The following is a 23,274-nucleotide window of genomic DNA, read 5'->3' as shown; positions in this document are numbered from 1 at the left end:
CGAACGCCAGCGGCCCGCGTGGAGTCAGGAGATCGTGAAGATGGCGATGAGCCCCGGGACCATCGTCGGCGGGTACCGCATCATCCGGGTGCTCGGCGCGGGCGGCATGGGCACGGTGTATCTGGCCAAACATCCCAGCCTGCCCAGAACCGACGCGTTGAAGGTGCTCGGCGGCGAACTCAGCCGCGACTACGAGTTCCGCACCCGTTTCGAGCGAGAGGCGAATCTCGCCGCGGGACTCGACCATCCGAACATCGTCTCGGTCTACAACCGCGGAGAAGAACAAGGCCAGTTGTGGATCGCCATGCAATACGTGGACGGCACCGACGCCTCCGCCGAACTGACCCGTGATCCGCACGCCATGAATCCGCTGCGCGCCCTGCGCATTACCACCGAGGTCGGCAAGGGCCTCGATTACGCGCATCGCAAGGGCCTGCTGCATCGCGACGTCAAACCGGCGAATTTCCTCTTGTCCTCGCCTGCCGAAGGTGAAGAAGAACGCGTCTTCCTCACGGATTTCGGCGTCGCCAAAGCCAACGACGACACCACCGAACTCACGCAGACCGGCAGTTTCGTCGCCACCATCGCCTACGCCCCGCCCGAGCAACTCACCGGCAGTCCGCTCGATCACCGCGCCGACGTCTACAGCCTCGCCTGCTCGTTCTTCAAACTGCTCACCGGACGCAACCCCTACCCGGGAACGCAACCCGCGCTGGTCATGATGGGGCATCTCCACGAGCCGCCGCCGCTGGCCACCGCGGTCAACCCCGGCCTGCCGCCGGCCATCGACCAGGTCTTCGCCCGTGCCTTGGCGAAGGACCCGGCCGAACGTTTCTACAGCTGCCGTGAATTCACCGACGCGGCAGCCGGCGCACTCACTCCCGGCTACAACCCTCTCGCCACGCACACCTCCCCTACCTATCCGATCCAGGTCTTCGACCCGCGTCCGAGGACCGATCCGCGCGTCGCCATCTCCGGACAGGGCAGCGCCCCCGCACCGAGCGCGCGCAAGAACTGGCTGCTCGCCGCGGGGGCAGGCATCGTGACCGTCGCGCTCGCCGCGGGCATCGGGATCTGGGCACTCAACCGGGACGAGTCCGCACCGGGGCCTGCGGCCGCCACACCGAGCAGCACGGCCGCCCAGTCGCCGTTGGAGCGGGCACGCGCGGACAATCCGGTGTTCCGGGGCAAGACCATCACGATGGTGGACGTGCCGCGCAGCTCGCAGGTCTCGATCTTTCTGAGCGGCACCCCGCAGACCAAGTTCCTGGAGGACCTCGGGTTCGTCTACAACTTCAATTACGCACGTCAGGGTGACGAGGCCTCGCCGCGGGAACTGACCGGAAGCACCCGGCTCGAAGTCGCTGCGGACGGCTACGTGCTGGCCGTGCGCAGTGACGAAAAGGCCGGTGGCGGTGGGCTGCTCGGTCTTCCGTACCAGGTGGCGGGCACCCGGGCCACGGTGATTCCGCTGGACGATCCCGCAGCCGTCGCCGCGCTCCGCAATTGGAGCGCGTCCTCCGAGCAGACTTTGCTCGACCGTCTTGTGCCGGTGCTCCGCAATCGCGTGAAGTGATACGGCCCCTTCGCTGAATCGAAGGCGGTATACAGCTTTTCGGTTTCCGAGGCCATCGGCTCTCGTCATTCTGCTGGTAGCGGCGGACTTATGCGTTCGGTAAGGTGTACCGCAGCCAGCCCACTCGCCGATCATTACAGCAGCGAGCAGGGGGAAGGAGGGGAGCCGAGCGCTGGCGTTACAAGTCATGCGGACCCGGATCGCATCGTGGTCTTCCGAGCAGGCCCGCATCGCGGCCGCCGAAATCACGGACGAGCCGGGCCGAGGGGCGCAGGGCCCTGATCCCGTGGGGCGATGCCGAACTTTCTCGAGTCGGATGGAACCGATCAGACCCGCACCGCGTCCAACCAGATGTACAGGCCAACTGAGGCTTCCGCCGTTGGCCGAGACGGGAACCGAAAGGAGCCGAAATGGCAGGACAGCTCGAAGCGAGCGAAGAGGCGATCTCGAAGTTTGTGGACAACTGCCGGCAGCGGCACCAGGATCTGCAGACCGCGATCACCGCACTGAACAGCAAGTCGGATCAGACGACCGCCACCTGGAGCGGTGCGGCCCGTCAGGCGTTCGACACCTTCATGGACAGCTACTTCGCTCAGGCGCGGAAGCTGAACGACCAACTGGATCAGACGTCGGACAAGCTCGCCCACGCCGGACGGAAGTTCGCCGATCAGGACCAGCAGTTCGCCCAGCAGGTGGCCGCGCAGGCCTCCAGCCTGGACCTTCCCTGATCCGATAGCCGCACCCCAGACAACAAGGAGCTCCTCATGGTAGCCAATGATCCCGGTCGGATTGCCTCCAACTTCGGCGAGGTCGAGGCGGGCGCCCAGGCCATCGTGGCCGAGGCGCGCAGCGTCATGACCATGCTCGAAGATTTCCACAAGCAGGTCACCGACTTCGTGACCAACTACTGGAAGGGTGATGCGAACGATGCGTTCGCCTCGCTGCAGGCGCAGTGGAACACCCAGGTCACCCAGCTGAACACCACGCTGGAAAGCGCCGGCAAGCTGGTCAGCAGCGGCAACTCCGACCTGCAGGGCACCGACACCGCGCTGGCGGGCCTCTTCTGAGATCCCGTCTCGGCTGATTCGAGCCCCCGGTACTTCGGTGCCGGGGGCTCGAATCGTTCTGTATCGCAGCAACGTCTACCGAGAGACGCCACCGCGGGTCAGGGGACGACGCGGACAGTGTCCCCGAAATGTGAGCACGGAGCCTCCAGTTGCCCCCACTCGTCTCCCGCATACTGGCAACCGATGCTGACCTGAATTCCGAACTCCAGTAAGACATGCCATCGCACGGTTGATCCGTCTCCGGGATGCTCCACATAGGCCAGACCGGAACGGCCGCCGAACATGACGTCGCGTCTCAAGTCGGTCAGCACCCCGGACGGGCGCTGCGCGATCTGCGCCTCCAGCTTCGTGGCCACCTGCTCATAGCTGGACGACGCCGTCAGTGGGGACTGCATGAGCGTGATGCGCTGCCGCGCAGCGACTTCGGGCACCAGATCGACGCGGGCACGTCCGCTGTCCGGCGATGTGGCAACGCGCCAGCCAGGAGGAATCCGAAACCGGACCCGGCCGAAGGCTTCCGGTTCCGTCGCGGCCGACGGAGGGATCGGCGGCGGCGCGGGGCTCATCGATGGTATTTCCGTGGTGGGGGCCGCCGCGGAAACGTCGTCCCGGCGGCCCGACAAGGTGATCGCCCCGACCATCAGCAGAGCGACGACCAGCACCGCAGCGATCGCGGCGATGGCGAAACGCACGTTGTCACGTCGAGGCTGCTGGGCAGCGGCGCGCGCCCGAAGCGGTTGCATCCACTCCGTGGCTGCGGCCTGCACGTCGCGGCGATCGCTCGGCTCGAGCCGGTGACCGCGGACCAGATCGGCCCCTGCGACCGGACGCAACTCGACATCGGCGCCTATGGTCTGGTCGATCGCCGCACGGAGCAAGTCCAGTTTCCCCGCGGCGGCGATACCCACCACCTGCACGAGGTCGATCGGTCCGCTGTCCTGGACCCGCGCGATCAGCCGGCACAAGTCGGCGAAATCCGTTGATTCCGCGCTGATCTCCGCCAGCGCGAGGGTCGGCTCGTGCTCGCAGGACTCGATGTGCACGCCGCGATGGCTCCGGATCACCGCGGAGGCCGTGGTGGCCAGCGTGCCGAATTCCAGTACCAGCGTCCGTCGGCTGTGGCGGGTGCCCTCGTCCGACGCGACCGAACGCACCGCGATGTCCTCGAAAACGACCTCCACGGTGTGACGACGCGCCGCCTGATCGAGCACACCGCGACGGCGGGCGCCCCATTCGGTGGGACAGATCAGCGTCATCCGCGCACACGGGGACACGACGCGGAGGTTCTCGAGCACACTCGCGAACACGGCGCCCATCGCGTCCACTACCGAAGGCGTGCGCGGCGGCAAAGCTATGGCATCCGCGGGCACGAACTGGACCGCCGAGCCGACCTGGGCCTGCGGATTCGGCGACTGCCCTACGACGAGATCGAAACCATTGCTGCTCAGCACGATCGTGGGCGGCGCGTCCCAGTGCGTGTCGGCGCCGCGGGCCCAGACCCGCGCCTCGGTGATGACGAGCTCGACCTCGGACATCAGGGCGACGGCATCCACGCCGTCTGCACCAGACCCTCCATGTTCCGGGTGACGTAGGTGCCTCGTCCCGGCGGCATCGGGCTCGGCCGCTTGGTGCCCATCAGGACGCCCTCGTCCTTGCTGCAACTGAGGATCAAGCCTGCCGAGCCCAGGTCCCGCATCCTGGCCAACGTCGCCTCGAACATGGCTCTGCTGGCACCGCCGGAACGCCGCGCGATGATGACGTGGAAGCCGAGGTCGCGAGCGTGGGGCAGGTGTTCGAGCAGTGCCTGAACCGGGTTCCCCGCGGACGTCGCGACCAGGTCGTAGTCATCGATGATGACGTACAGTTCCGGGCCGCTCCACCACGAGCGATCCCGCAACTGCTGCGGCGTGACGTCCGGGCCCGGGGTGCGCTTGCCGACGTAGGCGGCCAGGTCGTTCATGTTCTGCGTGAACTGCGGCGCCGTCGAGCCGTAGCCCGCGAGGTATCCCTCCGGGACGAGGCCGAGCATGCTGCGCCGGTAGTCGCCGATGATGAAGCGGGCCTGATCGGGGGTGTTCGACGCGGCGATCCCCTCGACCAGCGAGCGCAAGAGCGTCGTCTTTCCGGATTCGGTGTCGCCGATGACGATGAAGTGGGGACTCTCCACGAAGTCGATGTAGACCGGGGCCAGCTCGGCTTCGTTGATGCCGAACGGGATACGCAGGCATTTCGTGTTCGGGTCGACCTGCGACGGCCAATCGCCCGCCAGATACAGCAGCTGTTCGCGCGGAAGCTGCTCGGGCAGCATGCGCACCTGCGGGGCATGCCGGCCCGGCGTCAGCCTGGCGATGGTGGCGACCGCGTCCCCGACCGCCTGGGTGAGCGTGGTCGGATCGGAGTTGCCGTCGATGCGGGGCAGACCGGTCAGCATGTGCAGGCACTCGGGAGTCATGCCGCGGCCCGGACGACCCTGCGGAACGAGCGACGCGAACTTGCGCCCGAGATCGGAGTCCATCGGATCGCCGAGGCGCAGCTCGATCCTGGTGCCGATCTGGTCCTTGAGCGCGGGCCGCGCCTCCGCCCAGCGATTCAGCGCGATGACCACGTGCACGCCGTAGGACAGGCCCTGCACGGCGAGATTCATAATGGTCTGCTCGAGCATCTCGAAGTCCTGGCGGATCGAGCTGAAGCCGTCGATCACCAGGAACACGTCACCGAACGGATCCTCGTGCGCTCCGGCGGCGCCCGGGCTGCTCGCCGGGTCCGTCGCGCGCAGCCTGCGGAAGTCGGTCATCGACTCGATGCCGAGCTGGCGGAAACGCGCCTCGCGCTGCCGGACGATGGTGGTCATCTCCGCGATGGTGCGCCGGACCTGGTCCTCGTCCAACCTGCTCGCGACCGAGCCGACGTGCGGCAGCCCCTGCAGGCTCGCCAGCGTGCCGCCACCGAAGTCGAGGCAGTAGAACTGCACCTGTTCGGCGGTGTGCGTCAACGACATCGCCATGATGAGCGTGCGCAGCGCGGTCGACTTCCCGGACTGCGGGCCGCCGACGATCGCGACGTTGCCCCGGGCGCCGGACAGGTCGACGACCATCGGGTCGCGACGCTGGTCGTAGGGCCGGTCGACGATCCCGATCGGGGCACGCAGCGAGGACACCGCGGAGTACTCGCCGGTGAGAATGGAACGCGGCAGGAGTTGGTCGAGCGTCGGCGCCTCGTCCAGCGGCGGCAGCCAGATCTCGTGCGCCGGACGGCCGTGGCCACGGATCCGGGAGACCAGCATGTTCAGGTTGGACAGCTGCTCGCCGTCCTCGTCCTGCGCCGGCTCCAGGCTCGGTTCGGGCGGCAGCGGAACACGGTCCGCGGCACGGAAGTCGACATGGGTCGCGGTGAACGGCCGTGCCTTGACATCGATCTCGCCGGACTGCGTGGCCACGGTCATGTCGCGCTGCGAGCCGCCGCCGACGTACGCGCCGGAGACATAGGAAGCCTGGAAGCGCTGGATCTCACCGGAGTCCGCCTTCAGATAGCCGCCGCCGGGGTTGTTCGGCAGGTTGTAGGCGTCGGGCACACCGAGCACTTGGCGGGATTCGTTGGCCGAGAACGTTTTCAGACCGATGCGATAGGACAGGTGGGCCTCCAGGCCCTTGAGCTTGCCCTCTTCCAGGCGCTGCGAGGCGAGCAGCAGATGCACGTGCAGCGAGCGGCCGAGGCGGCCGATCATGACGAACAGTTCCGCGAAATCCGGGTGCTGCGTCAGGAGTTCGGAGAACTCGTCGAGCACCACGAACAAAGCGGGCAGCGGGTCCAGGTCGGCGCCCGCGGCCCTGGCCTTCTCGTACTCGGAGACGTTGGCGAAATTGCCCGCCGCGCGCAGCACTTCCTGGCGGCGGTTCATCTCGCCGGCCAGAGCGTCCTTCATGCGGTCGACGAGGTCGGCCTCTTCTTCCAGGTTGGTGATGACGGCCGCGACGTGCGGAACCCCCTCCAGGCCCAGGAATGTCGCGCCGCCCTTGAAGTCGACCAGCACCAGGTTCAGCTGGTCGGGCGAGTGCGTGGCCAGCAGGCTGAGCACGAGGGTGCGCAGGAACTCCGACTTGCCGGAGCCGGTAGCGCCGATGCACAGGCCGTGCGGGCCCATGCCGTTCTCGGCCGCCTCCTTGATATCCAGTTCCACCGGAAGGCCGTCGGCGCCGACGCCGAACGGGACGCGCAGGCGTTCCCGTCCGTAGCGTGGCCGCCAGGCGTGCTCCGGGTTGAACGAGCCGATGTCGCCGAGGCCCATCAGCTGCGCCCAGGTCGAGATCACGTCGGAGTCGTCGGTTTCCACGTCGCTGCTGCGCTGCGTGGCCGCGCGGTAGGGCGCGAGCCTGCGCGCGACCTGCTGCGCCTGCTCCGGGCTGATCCGGTCGATCAGCGCGAAGCGCTCCTGATTGCCGGTGGCGCCGCGGCCGACGCATTCGCCGTTCTCGACGATCATCTTGATCCCGCGCGACACCGCCAGGCGCGGCGCGTAACCGCACAGGTCGATGATGGTGACGCCCTCGTAGCCGGACTCACGCAGCTGATCGTCTTCGGCCTCGAGCAGCCCGCCGTCGACCACGATGACGATGTGCACCATGTTGGCGTTGGCGGGCTGGTTGCGCGAGTATCGGACCCGGTTGCCGAGCAACGGATGCAACCCCGCCATGGCCTCGCGGATCGACCCGTAGAACATGCGCTGGGTACCGATGCCGTCCTGCGTATCGGGGTGCTGGGTGTGCGGGAGCCACTTGGTCCACTCCCACTCCGGCGCCGTATCCGGGCCGCAGACGACCGCGACGAGCACTTGGTCCGGCGCCTGGAACATGCACAGCTGCACCAGCATCGCGCGGGTCATGTCGCGCGCTTGGCCGCGGTCGCCGTCCAGCGCGATGGTGGCGAAGCCCTTGACCGCGATGGCGGTCGGCAGGTCGGGCACGGTGGAATGGGCGCGCACGAAGCGGCGCAACGAGACGGCGGCGATCGGCTCGAGCTCCTCGACCGGGCCGGTCTCGGGCGCGACCAGCCTGGTGGCCAGGCGCTGCCCGCCGAGACCGATGCGGGCGTGGCAGAAGTCCTTGTCCCCCGCGCGGCGTTCCCACATGCGGCTGGTGCCCGCGAGCATCCAGACCAGTCCCGGCTCCGGGTGGCTCCATTCGACGGAAGCGCGCTGCTGCGCCGCGGTCTCGTTGACGTCCTTGCGGACTTGGTCGAGATAACGCAGGTAATCCTTGCGATCCTCGTTGGCCTCGGCGGCCTTCTGCCCCTTGCCCCCGCCCTGCCCGGCGAACATGCCGACCATGGAGAACAGCATCATGAGCGGGAACATCATGCTCATCGGATTCGAGGCGATGCCGCCGCCCTGGGTGAACAGCAGGGCCATCATGCCGACCATGCCGATCACCATCACGACCGGCATGAGCTTGAGCACCAGGTTTCCCGGTGTGACTCGGGGGATTTCAGGCGGGGGCTGCAGCGTGACCTCGCCGCCGGGCGTTCGAGGCATCTCGCGGCGCGCACGGCGCTGGAAGCGGACAGTGCTCATCGACGAGATTCCCCCTTCGGCCAGCTGTGATCCGGCCTCAGTGTAGAGGTCACAGCCGACATGTCGTACAGTTCGACCAGCATTCTGCTGCCCGGACCGTGGGTTCGCAAGCTCGCCCCCGGCCTGCTGAGCCGTGGAATCACGAGGTAGAAGACCGAGTTGGGGGAAGCTTGACGCACGCGCGACTTGACCACATCGACGAAGAATCCTCGCGCGGCATCGTCCGCGCACCCGACCTCGCGCGGGTGACGATTCTGGCCAAGCACACTCAGGTCGACATGGCCATACCGGTCGACGTGCCGGTCGCGCTGGTGATTCCGAGCGTCGTCGACATGGTCGCCCAGCACAGCCGCACCAACGACTTCGACAACGAGGGCGAGCGTTACGAACCCGCGGAGTGGGTGCTGGCCCGGATCGGTCATCCGCCCTTCTCCAACTCGCTCAGCCTCGGCGAGCACGGCGTCCGCGACGGCGAACTGCTGATGCTGGAAAGCGCCTCGCACACCGCGCCGACACCGTTGTTCGACGACATCATGTACAACGTCGCGATCGCCGACGCCGACCATTACCGCAGCTGGACGCCGCGGGTAGCGCGGATCACGGGCTCGGCGCTCGCGGCGCTCACCATGATCGTCGGGTGCCTCGGCCTGCTGCTGTCGCCCGGCTCGCTGCCGATCGCGGTGGGTGGTTCGATCGCGCTGGTGGTCGCGATCCTGCTCGTCGTCTCCGCGATGGTGCTCAGCAGGATGTACGGCGACACCGCCACCGCACTGGTGCTCGGCGGCTGCGCGCTGCCCGCGGCGTTCAGCGCGGGCATGCTCTACGTGCCGGATGATTACGGCTGGGCGCACGTCCTGCTCGGCTCGGTTCTCGCGGGCGCGACGGCGATCCTGGCCTGGCGGGTCACCGGCGTCGGCCTGGCGTTGTTCATCGGTGTGGCCACGCTGGCCACGTACGCGGTGCCCGCGTCGCTGGTCGGCCTGCTCACCGACCAGCCGGAACGGGCGATCGGCGCGGGCGCGGCGGCGCTCGGCCTCGCCGGGCTCTCCCTGGCCCCGCGGGTGTCCATGCTGCTGGCGAAACTGCCGCTGCCGCCGGTGCCTTCGCCGGGAACGCCCATCGATCCGACCGAGGACGATCCGGACGATCACCGCGCGCTGCCCACCATGGAGGTGCTGCGGGTGAAGTCGGAACGCGCCCGCATGTATCTGGCCGGGCTGGTCGCGGCGACCACGCTGGTCACCGCCGCGGGCGCGCTCGCCGCCACCGATCCGGCCGCCGACAACCCGTACTGGCCCGGCATCGCGCTCGCCCTGGTCTGCGCGGCGGTGCTGATGTTCCGCAGCCGCACCTACGCGGGCGCGGAGCAAGCCGTCGTGCTCATCGCCGGTGGGGCGGGCATCGTGCTGATCATGCTGGTGGGCGCCGGTTTCGCGATGCACCAGCCGCTGGCCGTCTTCGGCGCGGCGATGGTGGTCCTGGTCGCGGCACTGATCCTCGGCATCATCGTTCCCAACCAGTCGGCCACTCCACCGATGCGCCGTGGCGTCGAACTGCTCGAATACACATTCGTCGCCGCGGTACTGCCGCTGGTCTTCTGGGTAGCGGACCTCTACGCCCTCGTTCGCGGGCTGTGAGTTCGCAGCGATGAGTTCGAAACAGCTGATCGCCAGGGGTTTCCGAGCGGTTCGGTTGGGCACGGCAGTCTGCGTGTTGACGCTCGGCGTCTCCGTGGGCGCTACTGCCGGAATCCCGCATGCGCAAGCGGAGAAACCCACCGTGAGCCCGAATACGCCACCGCCGCCAGGCGAGCCGGCCGCTCCACCGGACAAGACCGAGCGGGCATCCAATACTCCGTGTGTCAGTACCGGCTCGGGAGGCAACGGGCCCTCGATTCCCGAGGCGCAACGTTCCCTCGACCTGCAGCATGCCTGGCGATTCTCGAAGGGCGCAGGCCAACTCGTGGCGGTCATCGACACCGGTGTCGCCCGCCATCCGCGCCTGCCGGGGTTGGTCGCAGGCGGCGACTATGTGAGCAATAGTGACGGAACCGAAGACTGCGATGCGCATGGGACGTTGGTCGCGGGGCTGATCGCGGCGACCGAGGTCGACGGTCAGGGCTTCTCCGGGGTCGCCCCGGAGGCTCGAATCCTTACTATCCGCCAGACCAGCAAGCTGTACCAGAAGGAGGGAGCGAATCGGGACAAAGGTCCAGATGCGCTACCCCAGGGATACGGCACCACTCGCACCATGGCGTCGGCGATCCGCCGGGCGGCGGACATGGGAGCTACCGTCATCAACATTTCCGAAGTCGCGTGCAAGCCGACCTCCGAACCTTTCGAAGATACCGAGCTGGGCGCCGCAGTCCGGTATGCCGCGCTCGAGAAAGACGTGGTCGTCGTGGTGGCAGCTGGTAACAGCAGCGAAAGCGCCGACAGCTGCAGGGGCAACAACGCGATCATCGATCCTCTCGACCCCACCGGAGACCCGTGGGGCAAAGTCGACCTGAACGTGTCGCCCGCCCGCTATGACGACTACGTGCTCGCTGTCGGTTCCATCAATGGGAACGGGCAGCCGTCTACGTTCACTGTGCCCGGTCCATGGCTCGGCGTGGCAGCGCCCGGCGAGAACATCACTTCCCTCGATCCACTGTTCAGTGATCCGAACAGCAAAGGAACCGCGGTCCAACTCGGCAGCGTCCAGCAAGCGGGAAAGCTCGGGCCGATCCAGGGCACCAGTTTCGCCACCCCGCTGGTTTCCGGCGTAGCCGCCCTGGTGCGCGCCCGTTTCCCGGAGCTGAGTGCGCTGGAAGTCATCAAGCGCATCCAGGCCACCGCTCATGCCCCTGCCGAGGGGTGGAACCCCTACATCGGCTACGGCGCCGTTGATCCGATTGCCGCCCTGACCGCCGAAGTGCCGAAAACGCTGCCGCCCAAGCGACCTGCGGCAGCCTCGAGCGTGCAATTACAGGTTCCGTCGCCGACCCCACCGCCCGACCATCGCGCACGAAACGTAGCGCTGATCGGCAGCGGTACCGTCGCGGTAGTACTGGTGCTGGGCATGCTCGCCTCGTTCCCGATCCGCCGCCGTTTCGGCGTCCGCGAGGACGAATAAGAATTGACTTGCGTGCCAACGCGTATTGACGCATCCGGCACAACCAACTTAGGGTGGTGGCCCATGAGCCCAGGTGCGCGGGGGGCGGGCGCTTCGATCCACGGTGCGTTGTCCCGATGAGATTTGTCGAACTCCTTTACCGGTCTGGCGTACTGACTCCGATCGGGCGAATCGTGGCCGTGGTCGCTGCGGCCATTGTCTTCCTCTCGGTGCTGGCCTGGATCGGCAATCCGTATCTCGATGACGCGAAATCCCCGGACGCTGCTGCGCCGTCGTGGACAGCGTCGCCCCTGCCGAAGCCCAGCACCACGTTTGTGCCACCGCCACCGGGCTTTCCATCGATGGAGTTCCCCCCACCGATGCCCGAAGTGCCCAAGGGGCAGCCACAGCCGGTGCCCACCAGGTTCGGGCTCAGCTACAGCGTGCCGTCGGATGACAACTGGCAGCCGACCAACGACGCGGTCATGGGCTGGACCGACAATGCCGGGGAGATCGCCACCTATGGCGCGGCGAGCCGCTACCGCTACAAATACTGTCCGGAGGTCAGAGGTGCATCCCTGGCCAGAGTCGGCGTCACGGGCCGCAACGGCGTGGAAATCGAAGCGGTGGCGCGCGAGGAAGCCGCCAAGGCGGAACGAATCTTCGCCGACAAGTCGGGCCGAAGGCCGAAAGTCGAGATTCGGGGTCCGCTCACGTTCGATGTCTCTGGGAGACCCGCGGTCCGCTACACCGCTATCGTCACCGACATCCCGCAAGAAAAGTCTTGCGATCCGAGCCGAGCCCAATTCGATATCGTCGCGACGCCGGCCTACGCCACCGCTGAAGTCATGATGCTCATGGTCGAACATCATGTAGGTCTGCCGCAGGCGCTGACGGATAGCGATGTCGACACGATCATCAAGTCGCTTCGCAAAACCGAATAATGATCTGGAGTGGATAAGACACATGGGCGAGGAATTCTGGGCTCGTCCCAGTCAGATCGCGGGCCTGAGCAGGTTGGTCACCGACCTCGGAACCGATTGCACGACGATCGCCAAGTTCATCGGCGAGAACGGTCCTCCGAAAGGTGAATTGTTCACCGGCGTGATCATCAGCGACCTGGTGCAACCCCTCCGCAGCCTCACCGAGATCACCCGAGGCCGCATGCACGAGATGGGCGTGCACAACCTGAGCACCGGCGCCGAGCTGAACAAGACCGCTTGGATGTATCACCGGCAGGACCAGAAGAACTACGCGGCACTCAACGCGCACACCCAGGACGTGCCGAGCGCTGTTCCCGCTGAGTATGGGCCGGATAGTGAGCGGCCCGGACAAACCGATGCCTACGCCGACCCTGTCCCCTACCCGAAACCGGAGTCACTCAGCCTGGATCCGCCGCAGGTCAACAGGGAGGACACCGCCGCGCTTCTCGGGGAGATCGCGCCGTGGCTGCGTGAGGCGAACGAATCCATCAAGCACGTGACCCGGATGGCCGGTAAAGAGGTGGATCCGCTGGTCTTGGTGTTACAGCCGATCGAAGGAAACTGGAACGAGCTCAGACGAATCGGCGAGTCCTACAAAGTCGCCGGGAACGCGATGGAAGCGTCCGGGAAGAACTTGGAAAACGGCGTCAAACTCGTCGGCGAGCACTGGAACGGTAAGGCGGCCATCTCCTTCGAGGAGAATTGGGCGCGACGCCAGATCGCGGCGATGAAATGGGAAGGGCCCGTCGGCAGGGTCATCTCGGACGTCTTCGGGGTCATGGCCGACGAGATCCGCCAAGGCGTCAAAACCGCCCTCACGAAGCTCAGAGACATGCTCCTCGACTACATCGACGTCAAGAGCGCCAAGGGCATCCTCAAGAACGCGATAAAGAAGGTCCCAGGCGTGGGATGGTGTATCGAGGCCGTTGATCTCGGCCACAAGATCTACACGATCGTGTCCACGATACGGGAGATAGTCGACAAGATCGAGGAACTGAAGAACAGGCTCAAAGAGTTCCTGAGTTTCATTACCGACCCCGTAGGGAAAGCGGCGGGCAAAGTGACGGAGAAGCTGGAGCCTTACCTCAAGAGGGCCGCCGTCGGCAAGGACCTCACTGAAATCGCCCAGGTCAACCACACTCTGGAGAGACCAAGAGACAGCTATGACGTCGGCAGCGGCGCCCAACCATGGGAGAACGCATGAAACCCGGCTGGGGCAGCATGCGCGAGCCGGACCTCGATCCCGAGATCGAGGCAGCGGCCCGGCGGGTCATGGACCGTGTCGATGACCTGAGAACCGCCCGTCTCCGCGTCGAGCGCATGAACGTCGCCGAAATCCTGCGTCAGCCGACGCCGGTCACCGAAGAATTGATGTTCGACCTGGCCGCGTCGCCCCATGCTTCGCCCGAACTGCGGTCCTACGCCGAACTCGTCCGCAACGGCGAATGCCATTGGGCCGAAATCGAAGTGCTCGCCCGACCGCTGCCACCGGAAGTGGCCGACCTGAAGACCTCACCGAATTTCATCTGGAATTGGAACCCGCAGCCGCCCCCCGCACCACCGGACCCCACACCAACCAACCGACCGAAACGGGCCGACAACATAGTGGGCCCCAGCGACTGGCCCGACGACTTCGACGAGTACCCAGGCCAGAAGTCATGGCTCATCTGACCAGCTAGTGCAACTTGGCCATGCCGTCAACCGTGACGCGGTCCGCGATGGCAGCCTCTGCCATTCCGGTCCAGCAAGCGCTCACGACCGCCAATACGCAGATACCGGAAACGGCTGTGCAGATCGCCAATGCCGTTCTCACACCGCACTCTGGTCTACGCGCCGCTGTAATAGACGGTGATCGAGGGGCAAACTCCTTCGGACGTGATCTCGTTGTGCAGGACAAGGTCCTGGATCGAGACATCTTCGAGTTCCTCGATCGAAGCCCACGGTACGAAGCAGTTTCGCAACATCCCCTTGACCTTGGCCGGCCGGGTTGGACTGCGAAAAGTGGTTTATTCGATATTGCATGCCTGCCATGATGGCGTTCTCCTCTAGATCTCACAGCCGCACACTCATCCGCCGAGAACCGGGGGCACCGACTTGGGCCGGTGCGCTTCGTCCAGGCCGGTCAACTCCGCACCGTTCTCCTGCGACACGAGGGCTTCGCGGATCTTCGACTTGTGTTCGGTTTCCTCGTCGCGTCGACTGCGGGCACCCGGTGGCATCATGCCGGGGAATCCGCCCGTTCCCGGCGTGCCGGGCCTGCCCGCGCCCGACCTGCCCGCGCTCAGGGTGACCGGCGCGCCCGGCACGCTGGGTACCGACTTCCCGGGTCCACCGGGTGGAGTGCCGGACGGTGACCCTGGGCCACCCGGGCCGACCGGGACGGAGCTGGACGGATTGCCGGGCTGGTTGCTGAACGGATTGCCCGGCTGGACGCTGGACGGCGTCGTCGCGGCGGGGTCAGCGCCCGCAGGGATGGTGGGGTTCGCCTTCGACGGATCGAAAGCCGGTGTAGCCGAGGAATCCACACCCGCAGAAGTCGTGTCCGGCGCATTCTCGTCGTTCGCCTGATCTCGCGGGTTCGACGGCTGATCGGTGGCCGGGCTGTCCGGAGTCGACCCGCCCGGCATACTCAGCTGGCTCGATGTGCGCGGCGGTGCCCAGGGTGTGTTCGCGCCGGGATCGTTCACCGGATTGTGCGGGCGTGGTGCCAGCGGAACCTGGGTATCGCTCTCCTTCACGGCCGGGTAGAAGACATTGTTGATCACGTGGGCGTTCGCGGCGGTGGTGACCTCGCGGCGGTGATCGTTCAACTTCCACGTCGGACCAGGTACCCAGCTGGCGACATCGCTGGTCCAGGTCGGCTGATAATCCGGCTGCACAGCCGGTTTGGTGATCTCCACCGCCGACCGCACCAGCTTCACTTTCTCCGCCACGATCTGCGCGGAAGCGACCAGCTGCTGGGATTCGTCGGCGTACTTGCGGATCCCCTCGGCCGCCCTCGTGCCGGCACCGCCCTGCCACTTCTCGGCGATCGCCGTCAGAATCGCCGGAGCGAACTCCTTCTGACTGTCCTGGAGCTTGTTCCGCAGGCCCTCCCACATCTGGTGCAGGCCGGTGATCGCGGACTGATCCATCGCCTGCACGCGCTCGTAGATGTCGTCCAGACTCTCCGGGTTCTTGTACGAATCCGCCGGAACCTGCGAAGGCTGGAACTGGATACCGGCGCCGCCGTCGAGGATTTCACTGATCCGATTCCGTGCCGCGATCGCATCAGGACTCTGATCGCCATTGGCGTTCGCATACGAATCCGGCGGACCGCTCTTCGACTGCTCCCCCAATGCGATAATCACCGCCGCCAGCGCCGGGATACTCACGACCACTCCCCCTGATCAGTCGAGCTGGATATTCGCCAAAGCTTGTGCGTTGACCCGCTCCTGCTCCACCAAGCGATCAACCGACACCTTGATCGTATCGCGGATGAGCTCCAGAACCGTGATGTGCTCGGCCAGAGCGGAGTCGAAGTCTCCTTCACCACCGATCGCCTTGGCTCCTAACATCTTTGCCAGGTCGTCGGCACAGGGGAAGTCACCGAGACCGGAGACGTTTGACATCCGCTTAAGCATGTCACGGCCTTCCCTGTACACGTGGATCCGGTCCTCGACGGCCTCGAGGCAATCTCGCGCGACCGAATCATCCAAATACAGTCGGCCACCCTTCGCCTCGTCGGCCAAGAATCGCCAGAGTGTGATGTCCTCATTCATCCCCACGGTTGTTCACCCCCTTTTTTTCACTGCGGGAACAGTGACACCAACGAATTCGCCGCCGCAGCAGCTCGATCGCACGGTGATGCTGTCGGACGGGAACCCACGCTGTAGATGGTTATCTGAACTGAGCCTTGACTCACCGGAAACACTAACGAGCAATCCTCGTTCCGCGTATCGGATGCTCTACGGAATCTAAATCCTGAGTGACCCGCAATTGAGATTGCGGCGAAATCGACATTGTCGCTCTTTTTCTTGAAGTCTTCGACCGTGTAAACGGTAGACCAAACTCCGAGAGTGTAATCCCAGTCGGGCGTCTTGTGCCAAGAACAGGTCTTCCAGCCCTCGACGTCAACCCCGCTCACCTTCGAGTCACGAGTCGACGGGTCGACATCGAGACTTCGCAGCGTCTGATCACTGATTTGCGTGCACGGATCCCACAGCGCCGCAGTGGAAGCCTTCTTGTCGATGCTCGTACTCGGTGCCGCCACCCCATCGGACAGCTGCGTGCATCCGGCGCTGAGCGCCACCGTCCCGACCAGGAGCACGACCGCCTTCCTTCGTCGTCCCACCTGCGCCTCCCGTCCAGCCGTCACACGTCCTCCGAAGTCTATGACGCGCCTGCCGTGGATACGGTTCCACTGGATACGGCCGATCCGTGATCGACCGGGATATTTTCGCTGGCGGAGACTGGCCATCCATCCTGCCAGACCACGCCCCCTGCTGCTCCCGGCTGTCGTAGCACGCCGGAACGGGATGGACCTACGTCGATCGGAAGGAACCACCGTGCCCCGCAGCCGAAACACACAACGCGTCGAAGCGGTGACGGAAGTGTTCGGCATCGTCTCCTCGCAACCGCGAGGCACCGACCCGCACCGGTCGAAGCTCTTGCACCAAGCGCGAGGAGCTGACCGGACCTTCCAATAGCGAAACGGCTCTATTCCCCTCGGTTACTGCCGCGTTGAGATCACCGAGGCCGGCAAGCGACGCGGCGAAGTAGGCACGATATGACGCCTCGTCTCGGAGTGGCATAGTTCCTTCACTACTGATCGCCTCGCGATAGACGGTTGCCGCCCTGCGGTGCTGCCCTAGGTATGATCGGCCTCTGGCCTCAATGGAGCGGATCTCGGCCGGTGTGACGAAGTGCAACCAGATCGGGTCTTCGGAATCATCGAGACCGCGGTCCACTTCCCGCCAGGCGCGGATCATGGTCTGTTCGAATTCGCGGTGCTCGCCAACCGCCGCGTGTGCCAGGGCTTCTCTTGCGGCACGGAGCGCATTCAGGCGCGCTGAAGGGATTCGGCGTGCAAGTTCGCTTGCACGTTGGGCCAGCCGTACCGGCTCACGGCTTGTCGGACGTTCTGTGGCGAGGAAGGACATGTTCGCGATGGCGTCCTCCAGCAGCTCTTCCTTTCCGCGTTGTTCGGCGAGAAGGACTGCCTCCGCGTAGAACCGCCTCGCCAGGTCGACCCAACCGCTGTCTTCGGCGACCCAGCCCGCCAAACCGGCCAGGCGACAGGCCGTATCGATCAACTCCGCGCCGATGCCGGAACCGTACTCACCGTGATCGACCAGACGACGAACCAGGGAGTATTGACGTATTGCGAAATCGGCAATCCTGCCACCACCGTATACGTTGTCGTGCTCCCACAGCCGCTCACGCATCCTTTGCAGATATGCGATATGCCCAGCCCCGACTCGTACCGAACCCGACCACGGCAGGTCGGCCGCCGCACCCGTCGTCGTCACCGCGATCGTCGCTGTCTGGACGAATTGCCTGCGATCCACGTCATCGACTCCTTCGCCGCCCCCGCCCTCGATGGTCCCCGCATCGGCATCCTCGAGCAAGAGGGGCAGCAGCGCGGTCCGTGGTATGCCCAGTGCGTCCGCCGCGCGGATCAGTTCCCGCACATCGAAGATCGTGCCGACCTCACCCCGTTCGACTCTTCCGGCATGCGTTCGATCCCAGTGCAGCAATTCCGCGAAATCCGCTTGGGACAAGCCCATCTGCTTGCGGACGAGAGCCAGCGCCGGACCGGGCTTGCCCGAGGCGAGCAACTGCCGGAATCGCGGCGACTCCCACACTGCGATGAAAGGTGAATCGGTCACATTCGTCCCCCTGATGCGAAGCGATACGCGATAGCCGGACTCTATTCATGGCAAGGCAATTCGCGGCGGCAAACGGCAGATACCGCGCAATCGACTTGATCGCCCGAGGCAGTCGCCGCACCGCACGCGGGAACCGAGGCTATCGGTGGCTCCGGCGCCGGGCCGATGCCATGTCCACGGCACATCGGCCGCAAAGGGTTGCGGGTCGGTGGCGCAAGCCCCCGGCGCCGGACGCTCAATCGACCGTCGACCCGAAGGGGACACCGCATGACACGGCCACACGAGGCGCTGCCGGACATCCCGTACGTCCGCCCCAAAGCACTGGGCTACCTGCGTGACGACGTGAGCGGGCAGGGGTGGGAGCACGACGAGCGGGCGATCCTGGCACTGGCTGCCCGGCTCGGCTACGACTTGGTGAAGACCGTGCGGATGAACCCCGGCGTCCACGATCCGCTGCACCGGCTGCTGATTGTCGTCCGCCGCCTCGATGTCGCCGCGGTGATCACGCCGACCCTCGAGCACATCGGCAGCCCCGGCCGCATCTGCCGAGTCTGTTCCCTGATCACTATCAGCCCGGAATACAACTGGGCGCTCGCCTACCAGCGACCCGACGGAAGTGGGCAGTAGTGCCCGCGGAACTCGCAGTCGCATTGATCGTCGCGGCCGCCGTCGCCGGACTGCTCATCCTGCTGTTCTGGGTGCTGCCCTGGATGATCGACAGCGCATCGCCCGCATCCGACCGCACCGGCCCATCCCGCCGACGCACCGGACCCCATGCCGCGCCGCGCAGGCCGTACCCGGTGGAGGAAGCCCACTGGGTGACACAGGACCACAGGGACTGCGACGCCCGCACCTGCGGCGCCAAGGCCGCAGCCATCGACGTGCTCATCGATGCGGGGCGCATGAAACCGGCGAGGTACTTCCGGTGAATGCCACTATCTCAGCCACTGAGGGCGCCGGCACACAGAGTCGGCAGTCGACTACTTGGCCGAGGCGATGGGTTGCTTGGCGGGGGCCGGGTCCGGGGCGACACCGTCGTGGGCGACCATGGCGGCCTCGCGGCTCAGGGTGGGTCCGCTCGCGAGCAGTCCGACGATCGGCCAGGGCGCGGGTTCGGGAGTCACGCCCGATTCCTTGTCCATGCCGAGCGCCTTCGCAGCGTCGTTGTCCCTGATGCCGAAGCGGACACCGGTGTCGGCGACGTAGAACATGCTGTCCTTACGGCGGCTGTCCGGTTCGATTCCGGTGGTCTGGACGAAGGCGCCCGAGCCCGGCTTGAAGTACACGGAATCCACGTTGTCGCCCCTGCCGTCGGCCTGGGCGAGCGGAACCAGCCTGGCGCTGCCGGACATCGGCAGGTCGCTGCCGTCGATGAGGGTGAGTTCCGCACGCACAGCGACGTCGGCATTGCTCGCGACTCCTGGAATGGGTTTCCAGGACAGGCAACTCACCGGTCTAGTGGTGGGCTGGATGATGGTCGGCGCTACCTCGGGATAGGTGTCGACCTTCAACGCCCTGGACTCCGGCGCATGCGTCTGCTCGAAGTCACCGATGGCGGCGCCGTGATCCGGGTTGCGCTGCGAGCTGCGGATGACTTCGGCGGTGAACGGGCTGATGGGCTGCAAGCCGTTGTGCAGGATGACGAAGTTCTGGTTCGACTTGCCTGCCACCTGGACGACGGTGCCGATTCGCAGGCCGTTGATCGAGTAGCCGGGCTGCCCGCCCGGATCATCGATCTTCGGCGGGACGATCGCGTCCACCTCGGGAATAGCGTTCAACAGACCTTCGCTGATCGGGCGCGGGGTCATGCCGCGGATTCCCAAGGCGCCTGTGACGGCCGGTTCGTTCATATCTACGCGAGCACGCGTCTTGTTCCAGATCAGATACGTCGCGTCCTTGCCCTTCACCAGGAGCGCCTTGTCCCGACCTGTCGCCGACGCCTTGTCACCGAGTTCCGGGTCGCCGATGAGAACGGAGGTGCTGCGGTCGTCGGTGCCGTCCGTCTTCAACGAGTCGCACACCGTCCAGGCCCGTCCCTCGCCCTCCTTGTCGAAGTGCAGTGAGCCGGGAGCGCCTGGGATGCCGATCAATTGGCCGCGCGGCTTCTTCCCGAGCTCGGACTCCTTCACGGTCGCGGGCTTGGCCGCCTCGCCCGCGGCCAGGCGGGCGGAGGCGAGGTTGAGGGCGGGGTGCACCACGTCGTCGAGCACCACGTAGACGGCGCCGGAGTCCTTGCCGATCAGGATCTTGTTGTCGTCGCCGATCTTGCCCTGCGGACGCAGCAACGCGAGCACGCCGCATCCGGCCAGCACGACGCACGCCAGGATCAGGCCGGCCGCGTACGCGCGGGACTGGGAACGCATGGGGTCGTGCAGCATTCGCACGTCCCGGCGCACCAAGGCGTGCTCCATCCGCCGGACCAGAAAGCGGTAGCCGCTCACCTGCCAGCGTGTGGTGGGTTTTGAAGGCATTATTCCTCCCCCGAACAGTGCTCACGTTCGCCGAACACAGTACAGTTCCCGGGGACGTTTGTTCAGCTCGGCCACAGCGCACCGGCCGACACTGGGTACTTGGGGGACGACGATGGCGGAACCGGCAGGCGCGGGACCACGACCGCTCTTCGGGCGCGTCTCGATGCAGAACCTGCTGATCGCGCAAGTCATCGGGCTGCTCGCCGCGGTTGCCGCGCTGTTCGCCGGCCTGCCGGGTCTCGCCGCATTCGCCGTCGCGCTGGTCGTCGGGCTGATCCCGCTGATTCCCGTCGCCAAACGAACCCTGCTGGACTGGGTCGCCACGTGGTGGCGCTACCTGACCCACCGTGACTACGAGATCGGCGACACCGTCGATTTCCGTGGCGCGGACGGACGTTCGCTCGGCCTGTTCTGGGACGGCAGCCGCGTGGTGACGGTGGTCGAGGTGCTTCCCCCGCCCGGCGGACTGACCAGGATCGCCCGCACCACGGTGCACGCCTCGCACTTGCTTCCGCTCGCCGAGCTGGCGAAATGCCTGAACCAGCACGACATCCTGCTCAGCGGCATCGACATCATCAGCCACGGCCACCGCAGCCGCTCCGGCACCCCCGCTGGCAAGATCTACGAATCGCTGCTCGGCCCGCTGCCCGCCACCGCCCATCGCACGGTGTGGCTGGCGATCAGCTTCGACGCGGTGGCCTGCCCGGAGGCCGCGGACCGGCGCGGCGGCGGAGCCGAAGGCGCCTCGCGCGCAGTCACCATCGCCACCCAGCGCATCATGCGCACGCTGGAGGACGCCGACTGCAACGCCCGCATCCTGACCGCACCCGAGATCCGCCAAGCGGTCCTGCAGATCACCAGCGGCTACGACCCGCGCACGCTCGAACATCGCTGGCGCTACGCCGAAATCGGCAACAGCGTGAACGTCGGCAGCGCACTGGATCCCAAACGACTGGAATCCGACTTGCTCGCCCAGCTGTGGGTAGCGCCTTCGCGCGGCACGACGGTGGCGGTGCGGCTGCGCCCCGGCAGTTCGGCCGCCTCGGTCGGCATCGGCGCCGCCTGGCGCCTGACCGCGCGGGAGCTGCCGGAACGCTCCGAACTGCCGGGCATGATCTCGATGAACGGACGCCACCGCGACAGCCTGCTGGCCCATCTGCCCATCGGGGTTCCTGGTGTGGACGACACCGTCCCGATGATCGAGCACCTCATCGACATCGTCGACGATCTGCATCTGCCCTCCTCCGGCTGCGGACAGTTGATCGGATCGGACGACGAAGGCAACGGCGTCGCGGTCCGTATCGTGGGCGCGGGCATCTCGACGGTGTATGTCGCGGGCGAGTTGTATCTGGCGCAGCAGTTGGTCTTCCGCGCGCTGGCGGTCGGTGAGCGGATCCTCATTCGCACCGACCGGGCGCGGGCATGGGAGAACCTGGTCACCACGATCGGCAATCCGGAGCGGCTGACCATCGCGGTCGAAACCCACCAGTCCGACGCGGGTTTCACCGCCACGGTGGTGGACGGCGTGCTCGCACCCGCACCGCACGCGGGTGTCACCACCGTCTATGTGACGGGCGATCCGATGGGCTGGCCCGCCAGCCGTCCCGACCTGGCCATCCACCAGCCGGGCGCGATCGGCAACCACGTGGTGCTGCGCACGGGGACGGCACAGGTCGACCTCACGCTGGTGTCGATCCCCGCCGAGGCCACCTACATCGGCCAGCCGCGTGGACGTCGGGCTATGCAGCCGCAATAGAACTCACCCGGATGGCCGGTGCGGCGATCCTTTGCGACGAGGGCGCCTCGGTCCGCCGTTCGTGGCGATGGGTTCAGCCCGGGTACGGGTCTTCGGTCCGCGCGGCTCGTAATGTGCGTCCCCACCACGCCAATTGACGGAGCATTCGTTCCGCTGCATCGATCGCGGCGCCGTCGCGGGTCTCTCCCGTCTCGTCGAACCGCTTCTTGGCCTGATGGAAGCTGACCGTCTCGCGGACGGAAACCATATGGATCTCCGCGACGACCTGACGCAACTGTTCCACCGCACGCAGACCGCCGGAGAGCCCCCCGTAGGAGACGAAGCCGATAGGTTTCGCGCGCCACTCGTGTTTGGCGGTGTCCAACGCCGTCTTCAGCGACGCCGGATAGCCGTGGTTGTACTCCGAGGTGACGACGACGAATGCGTCGGCATCCCGCAGACGCGCACGATAAGCCGCGGTTTCGTCGTTCTCGGTGAGTTCCACCGGCAAGGGTGTGTGCGCGAGATCAATGACGCCCGTGTCGAATTCGGTATGGTCGCGCACGGTGCGCAGGAACCAGTCCGCGACCACCGGCGCGAACCGCTCCGGACGCACACTGGCCACGATGACCTCGAGCCGCAACGGGGTATCCACCGCGCGAGCCTAACGCGGTACCCGTCCGTCCTCACGCACCGGCGGGCTCGGCACATTACGTCGAACCGGCTGCGCAGCATCGGCGAACTCACCGCCCCGAGCGCGCCGGATACCCTGCCCGAGCGGACCACCATAGGCTCGACATAGCCACACCACCCGCACACGCACAGCTCACCGCCCCCCGGCGGCGCGCAGATCGCGGCTGCCGGATCAGCTGCGGGTAGCCCACTCTGTCCAGCAGCGGAGCGATCGCTCCGG

The 23,274-nt window shown here is 66.3% G+C and carries 20 protein-coding genes; 11 read left to right on the top strand and 9 right to left on the bottom strand.

Going from position 1 to position 23,274, the window contains the following annotated elements:
* The first annotated feature begins 40 nt into the window (after positions 1–40).
* The 3 genes from ACWEKR_RS16930 to ACWEKR_RS16920 all read left to right on the top strand — a co-directional run bounded on the left by ACWEKR_RS16930 (position 41) and on the right by ACWEKR_RS16920 (position 2,643).
* Positions 41–1,576 (top strand): protein kinase domain-containing protein, encoded by a 1,536-nt coding sequence (locus ACWEKR_RS16930; protein WP_452355231.1) that lies wholly within the window; start codon positions 41–43, stop codon positions 1,574–1,576.
* 410 nt (positions 1,577–1,986) lie between these two features.
* On the top strand, positions 1,987–2,304 hold the full coding sequence (locus ACWEKR_RS16925) for a WXG100 family type VII secretion target (RefSeq protein ID WP_039795679.1): 318 nt from the start codon (positions 1,987–1,989) through the stop codon (positions 2,302–2,304).
* Between the two features lie 36 nt (positions 2,305–2,340).
* Positions 2,341–2,643 carry a WXG100 family type VII secretion target gene (locus ACWEKR_RS16920; RefSeq protein WP_039795677.1) on the top strand — a complete coding sequence of 101 codons (303 nt, stop codon included), beginning with the start codon at positions 2,341–2,343 and terminating at the stop codon, positions 2,641–2,643.
* 98 nt (positions 2,644–2,741) lie between these two features.
* Here the strand turns inward: ACWEKR_RS16920 and ACWEKR_RS16915 are convergent, their stop codons facing one another.
* Both ACWEKR_RS16915 and eccCa read right to left on the bottom strand, forming a co-directional pair.
* Positions 2,742–4,178, bottom strand: a complete 1,437-nt coding sequence (locus ACWEKR_RS16915) for a type VII secretion-associated protein (protein WP_452355230.1) — start codon at positions 4,176–4,178, stop codon at positions 2,742–2,744.
* Complete coding sequence (gene eccCa, locus ACWEKR_RS16910) at positions 4,178–8,209, bottom strand: type VII secretion protein EccCa (RefSeq protein WP_452355229.1); 4,032 nt, start codon at positions 8,207–8,209, stop codon at positions 4,178–4,180. Before eccCa ends, ACWEKR_RS16915 begins: the two co-directional genes overlap by 1 nt.
* 170 nt (positions 8,210–8,379) lie before the next feature.
* Here eccCa and eccD point away from each other — a divergent pair, with 170 nt between their 5' ends.
* From eccD to ACWEKR_RS16885, 5 genes are all read left to right on the top strand, one after another.
* On the top strand, positions 8,380–9,846 hold the full coding sequence (eccD, locus tag ACWEKR_RS16905) for a type VII secretion integral membrane protein EccD (protein WP_452355228.1): 1,467 nt from the start codon (positions 8,380–8,382) through the stop codon (positions 9,844–9,846).
* A gap of 10 nt (positions 9,847–9,856) precedes the next feature.
* Positions 9,857–11,323, top strand: a complete 1,467-nt coding sequence (gene mycP, locus ACWEKR_RS16900; RefSeq protein ID WP_452355227.1) for a type VII secretion-associated serine protease mycosin — start codon at positions 9,857–9,859, stop codon at positions 11,321–11,323.
* A 116-nt stretch (positions 11,324–11,439) separates the two neighbouring features.
* A complete protein-coding gene (locus ACWEKR_RS16895; protein WP_452355226.1) occupies positions 11,440–12,246 on the top strand; it encodes a hypothetical protein in 807 nt (268 codons plus the stop codon).
* Between the two features lie 22 nt (positions 12,247–12,268).
* Positions 12,269–13,489: a hypothetical protein gene (locus ACWEKR_RS16890; protein ID WP_452355225.1), complete on the top strand. Its 1,221-nt coding sequence runs from the start codon at positions 12,269–12,271 to the stop codon at positions 13,487–13,489.
* Entirely contained in the window at positions 13,486–13,956 is a 471-nt protein-coding gene (locus ACWEKR_RS16885; RefSeq protein ID WP_452355224.1) for a hypothetical protein, read from the top strand. The genes ACWEKR_RS16890 and ACWEKR_RS16885 overlap by 4 nt, the downstream gene beginning before the upstream one ends.
* A gap of 155 nt (positions 13,957–14,111) precedes the next feature.
* Here ACWEKR_RS16885 and ACWEKR_RS16880 read toward each other — a convergent pair whose 3' ends face one another.
* From ACWEKR_RS16880 to ACWEKR_RS16860, 5 genes are all read right to left on the bottom strand, one after another.
* On the bottom strand, positions 14,112–14,249 hold the full coding sequence (locus ACWEKR_RS16880) for a hypothetical protein (RefSeq protein ID WP_452355223.1): 138 nt from the start codon (positions 14,247–14,249) through the stop codon (positions 14,112–14,114).
* Between the two features lie 102 nt (positions 14,250–14,351).
* The gene (locus tag ACWEKR_RS16875) at positions 14,352–15,659 is read right to left on the bottom strand and encodes a hypothetical protein (protein ID WP_452355222.1); all 1,308 of its coding nucleotides are present in this window, start codon (positions 15,657–15,659) and stop codon (positions 14,352–14,354) included.
* 15 nt (positions 15,660–15,674) lie between these two features.
* Positions 15,675–16,046 carry a hypothetical protein gene (locus ACWEKR_RS16870; protein ID WP_452355221.1) on the bottom strand — a complete coding sequence of 124 codons (372 nt, stop codon included), beginning with the start codon at positions 16,044–16,046 and terminating at the stop codon, positions 15,675–15,677.
* Between the two features lie 26 nt (positions 16,047–16,072).
* A complete protein-coding gene (locus ACWEKR_RS16865) occupies positions 16,073–16,594 on the bottom strand; it encodes a DUF3558 domain-containing protein (protein WP_452355220.1) in 522 nt (173 codons plus the stop codon).
* Between the two features lie 214 nt (positions 16,595–16,808).
* Positions 16,809–18,131, bottom strand: a complete 1,323-nt coding sequence (locus tag ACWEKR_RS16860) for a helix-turn-helix domain-containing protein (RefSeq protein WP_452355329.1) — start codon at positions 18,129–18,131, stop codon at positions 16,809–16,811.
* A gap of 291 nt (positions 18,132–18,422) precedes the next feature.
* On the opposite strand from ACWEKR_RS16860, the gene ACWEKR_RS16855 reads away from it, so the two are divergent.
* Both ACWEKR_RS16855 and ACWEKR_RS16850 read left to right on the top strand, forming a co-directional pair.
* On the top strand, positions 18,423–18,782 hold the full coding sequence (locus tag ACWEKR_RS16855) for a hypothetical protein (protein WP_452355219.1): 360 nt from the start codon (positions 18,423–18,425) through the stop codon (positions 18,780–18,782).
* Positions 18,782–19,084 carry a hypothetical protein gene (locus ACWEKR_RS16850; RefSeq protein WP_452355218.1) on the top strand — a complete coding sequence of 101 codons (303 nt, stop codon included), beginning with the start codon at positions 18,782–18,784 and terminating at the stop codon, positions 19,082–19,084. The genes ACWEKR_RS16855 and ACWEKR_RS16850 overlap by 1 nt, the downstream gene beginning before the upstream one ends.
* A 51-nt stretch (positions 19,085–19,135) precedes the next feature.
* Here ACWEKR_RS16850 and eccB read toward each other — a convergent pair whose 3' ends face one another.
* A complete protein-coding gene (gene eccB / locus ACWEKR_RS16845; RefSeq protein ID WP_452355217.1) occupies positions 19,136–20,626 on the bottom strand; it encodes a type VII secretion protein EccB in 1,491 nt (496 codons plus the stop codon).
* Between the two features lie 112 nt (positions 20,627–20,738).
* On the opposite strand from eccB, the gene eccE reads away from it, so the two are divergent.
* The gene (gene eccE, locus ACWEKR_RS16840) at positions 20,739–22,382 is read left to right on the top strand and encodes a type VII secretion protein EccE (protein ID WP_452355216.1); all 1,644 of its coding nucleotides are present in this window, start codon (positions 20,739–20,741) and stop codon (positions 22,380–22,382) included.
* Positions 22,383–22,455: 73 nt separating this feature from the next.
* On the opposite strand, the gene ACWEKR_RS16835 is transcribed toward eccE, so the two are convergent.
* Positions 22,456–23,016 carry an NADPH-dependent FMN reductase gene (locus ACWEKR_RS16835; protein ID WP_452355215.1) on the bottom strand — a complete coding sequence of 187 codons (561 nt, stop codon included), beginning with the start codon at positions 23,014–23,016 and terminating at the stop codon, positions 22,456–22,458.
* Between the last annotated feature and the right edge of the window lie 258 nt (positions 23,017–23,274).

Source organism: Nocardia sp. NPDC004573 (genome assembly GCF_053602135.1).
Note: the sequence above shows the minus strand (reverse complement) of the source record. Positions and strands in the feature narration are given on the sequence as shown.

What these genes read in the sequence shown, in the direction of transcription:
- ACWEKR_RS16880 (WP_452355223.1), bottom strand. Translation starts at nt 14,249, where the DNA reads ATGTTGCGAAACTGCTTCGTACCGTGGGCTTCGATCGAGGAACTCGAA.
- mycP (WP_452355227.1), top strand. Translation starts at nt 9,857, where the DNA reads ATGAGTTCGAAACAGCTGATCGCCAGGGGTTTCCGAGCGGTTCGGTTG.
- eccCa (WP_452355229.1), bottom strand. Translation starts at nt 8,209, where the DNA reads ATGAGCACTGTCCGCTTCCAGCGCCGTGCGCGCCGCGAGATGCCTCGA.
- eccE (WP_452355216.1), top strand. Translation starts at nt 20,739, where the DNA reads ATGGCGGAACCGGCAGGCGCGGGACCACGACCGCTCTTCGGGCGCGTC.
- ACWEKR_RS16915 (WP_452355230.1), bottom strand. Translation starts at nt 4,178, where the DNA reads ATGTCCGAGGTCGAGCTCGTCATCACCGAGGCGCGGGTCTGGGCCCGC.
- ACWEKR_RS16870 (WP_452355221.1), bottom strand. Translation starts at nt 16,046, where the DNA reads ATGAATGAGGACATCACACTCTGGCGATTCTTGGCCGACGAGGCGAAG.
- ACWEKR_RS16855 (WP_452355219.1), top strand. Translation starts at nt 18,423, where the DNA reads ATGACACGGCCACACGAGGCGCTGCCGGACATCCCGTACGTCCGCCCC.
- eccB (WP_452355217.1), bottom strand. Translation starts at nt 20,626, where the DNA reads ATGCCTTCAAAACCCACCACACGCTGGCAGGTGAGCGGCTACCGCTTT.
- ACWEKR_RS16930 (WP_452355231.1), top strand. Translation starts at nt 41, where the DNA reads ATGGCGATGAGCCCCGGGACCATCGTCGGCGGGTACCGCATCATCCGG.
- ACWEKR_RS16895 (WP_452355226.1), top strand. Translation starts at nt 11,440, where the DNA reads ATGAGATTTGTCGAACTCCTTTACCGGTCTGGCGTACTGACTCCGATC.
- ACWEKR_RS16885 (WP_452355224.1), top strand. Translation starts at nt 13,486, where the DNA reads ATGAAACCCGGCTGGGGCAGCATGCGCGAGCCGGACCTCGATCCCGAG.
- ACWEKR_RS16920 (WP_039795677.1), top strand. Translation starts at nt 2,341, where the DNA reads ATGGTAGCCAATGATCCCGGTCGGATTGCCTCCAACTTCGGCGAGGTC.
- ACWEKR_RS16925 (WP_039795679.1), top strand. Translation starts at nt 1,987, where the DNA reads ATGGCAGGACAGCTCGAAGCGAGCGAAGAGGCGATCTCGAAGTTTGTG.
- ACWEKR_RS16890 (WP_452355225.1), top strand. Translation starts at nt 12,269, where the DNA reads ATGGGCGAGGAATTCTGGGCTCGTCCCAGTCAGATCGCGGGCCTGAGC.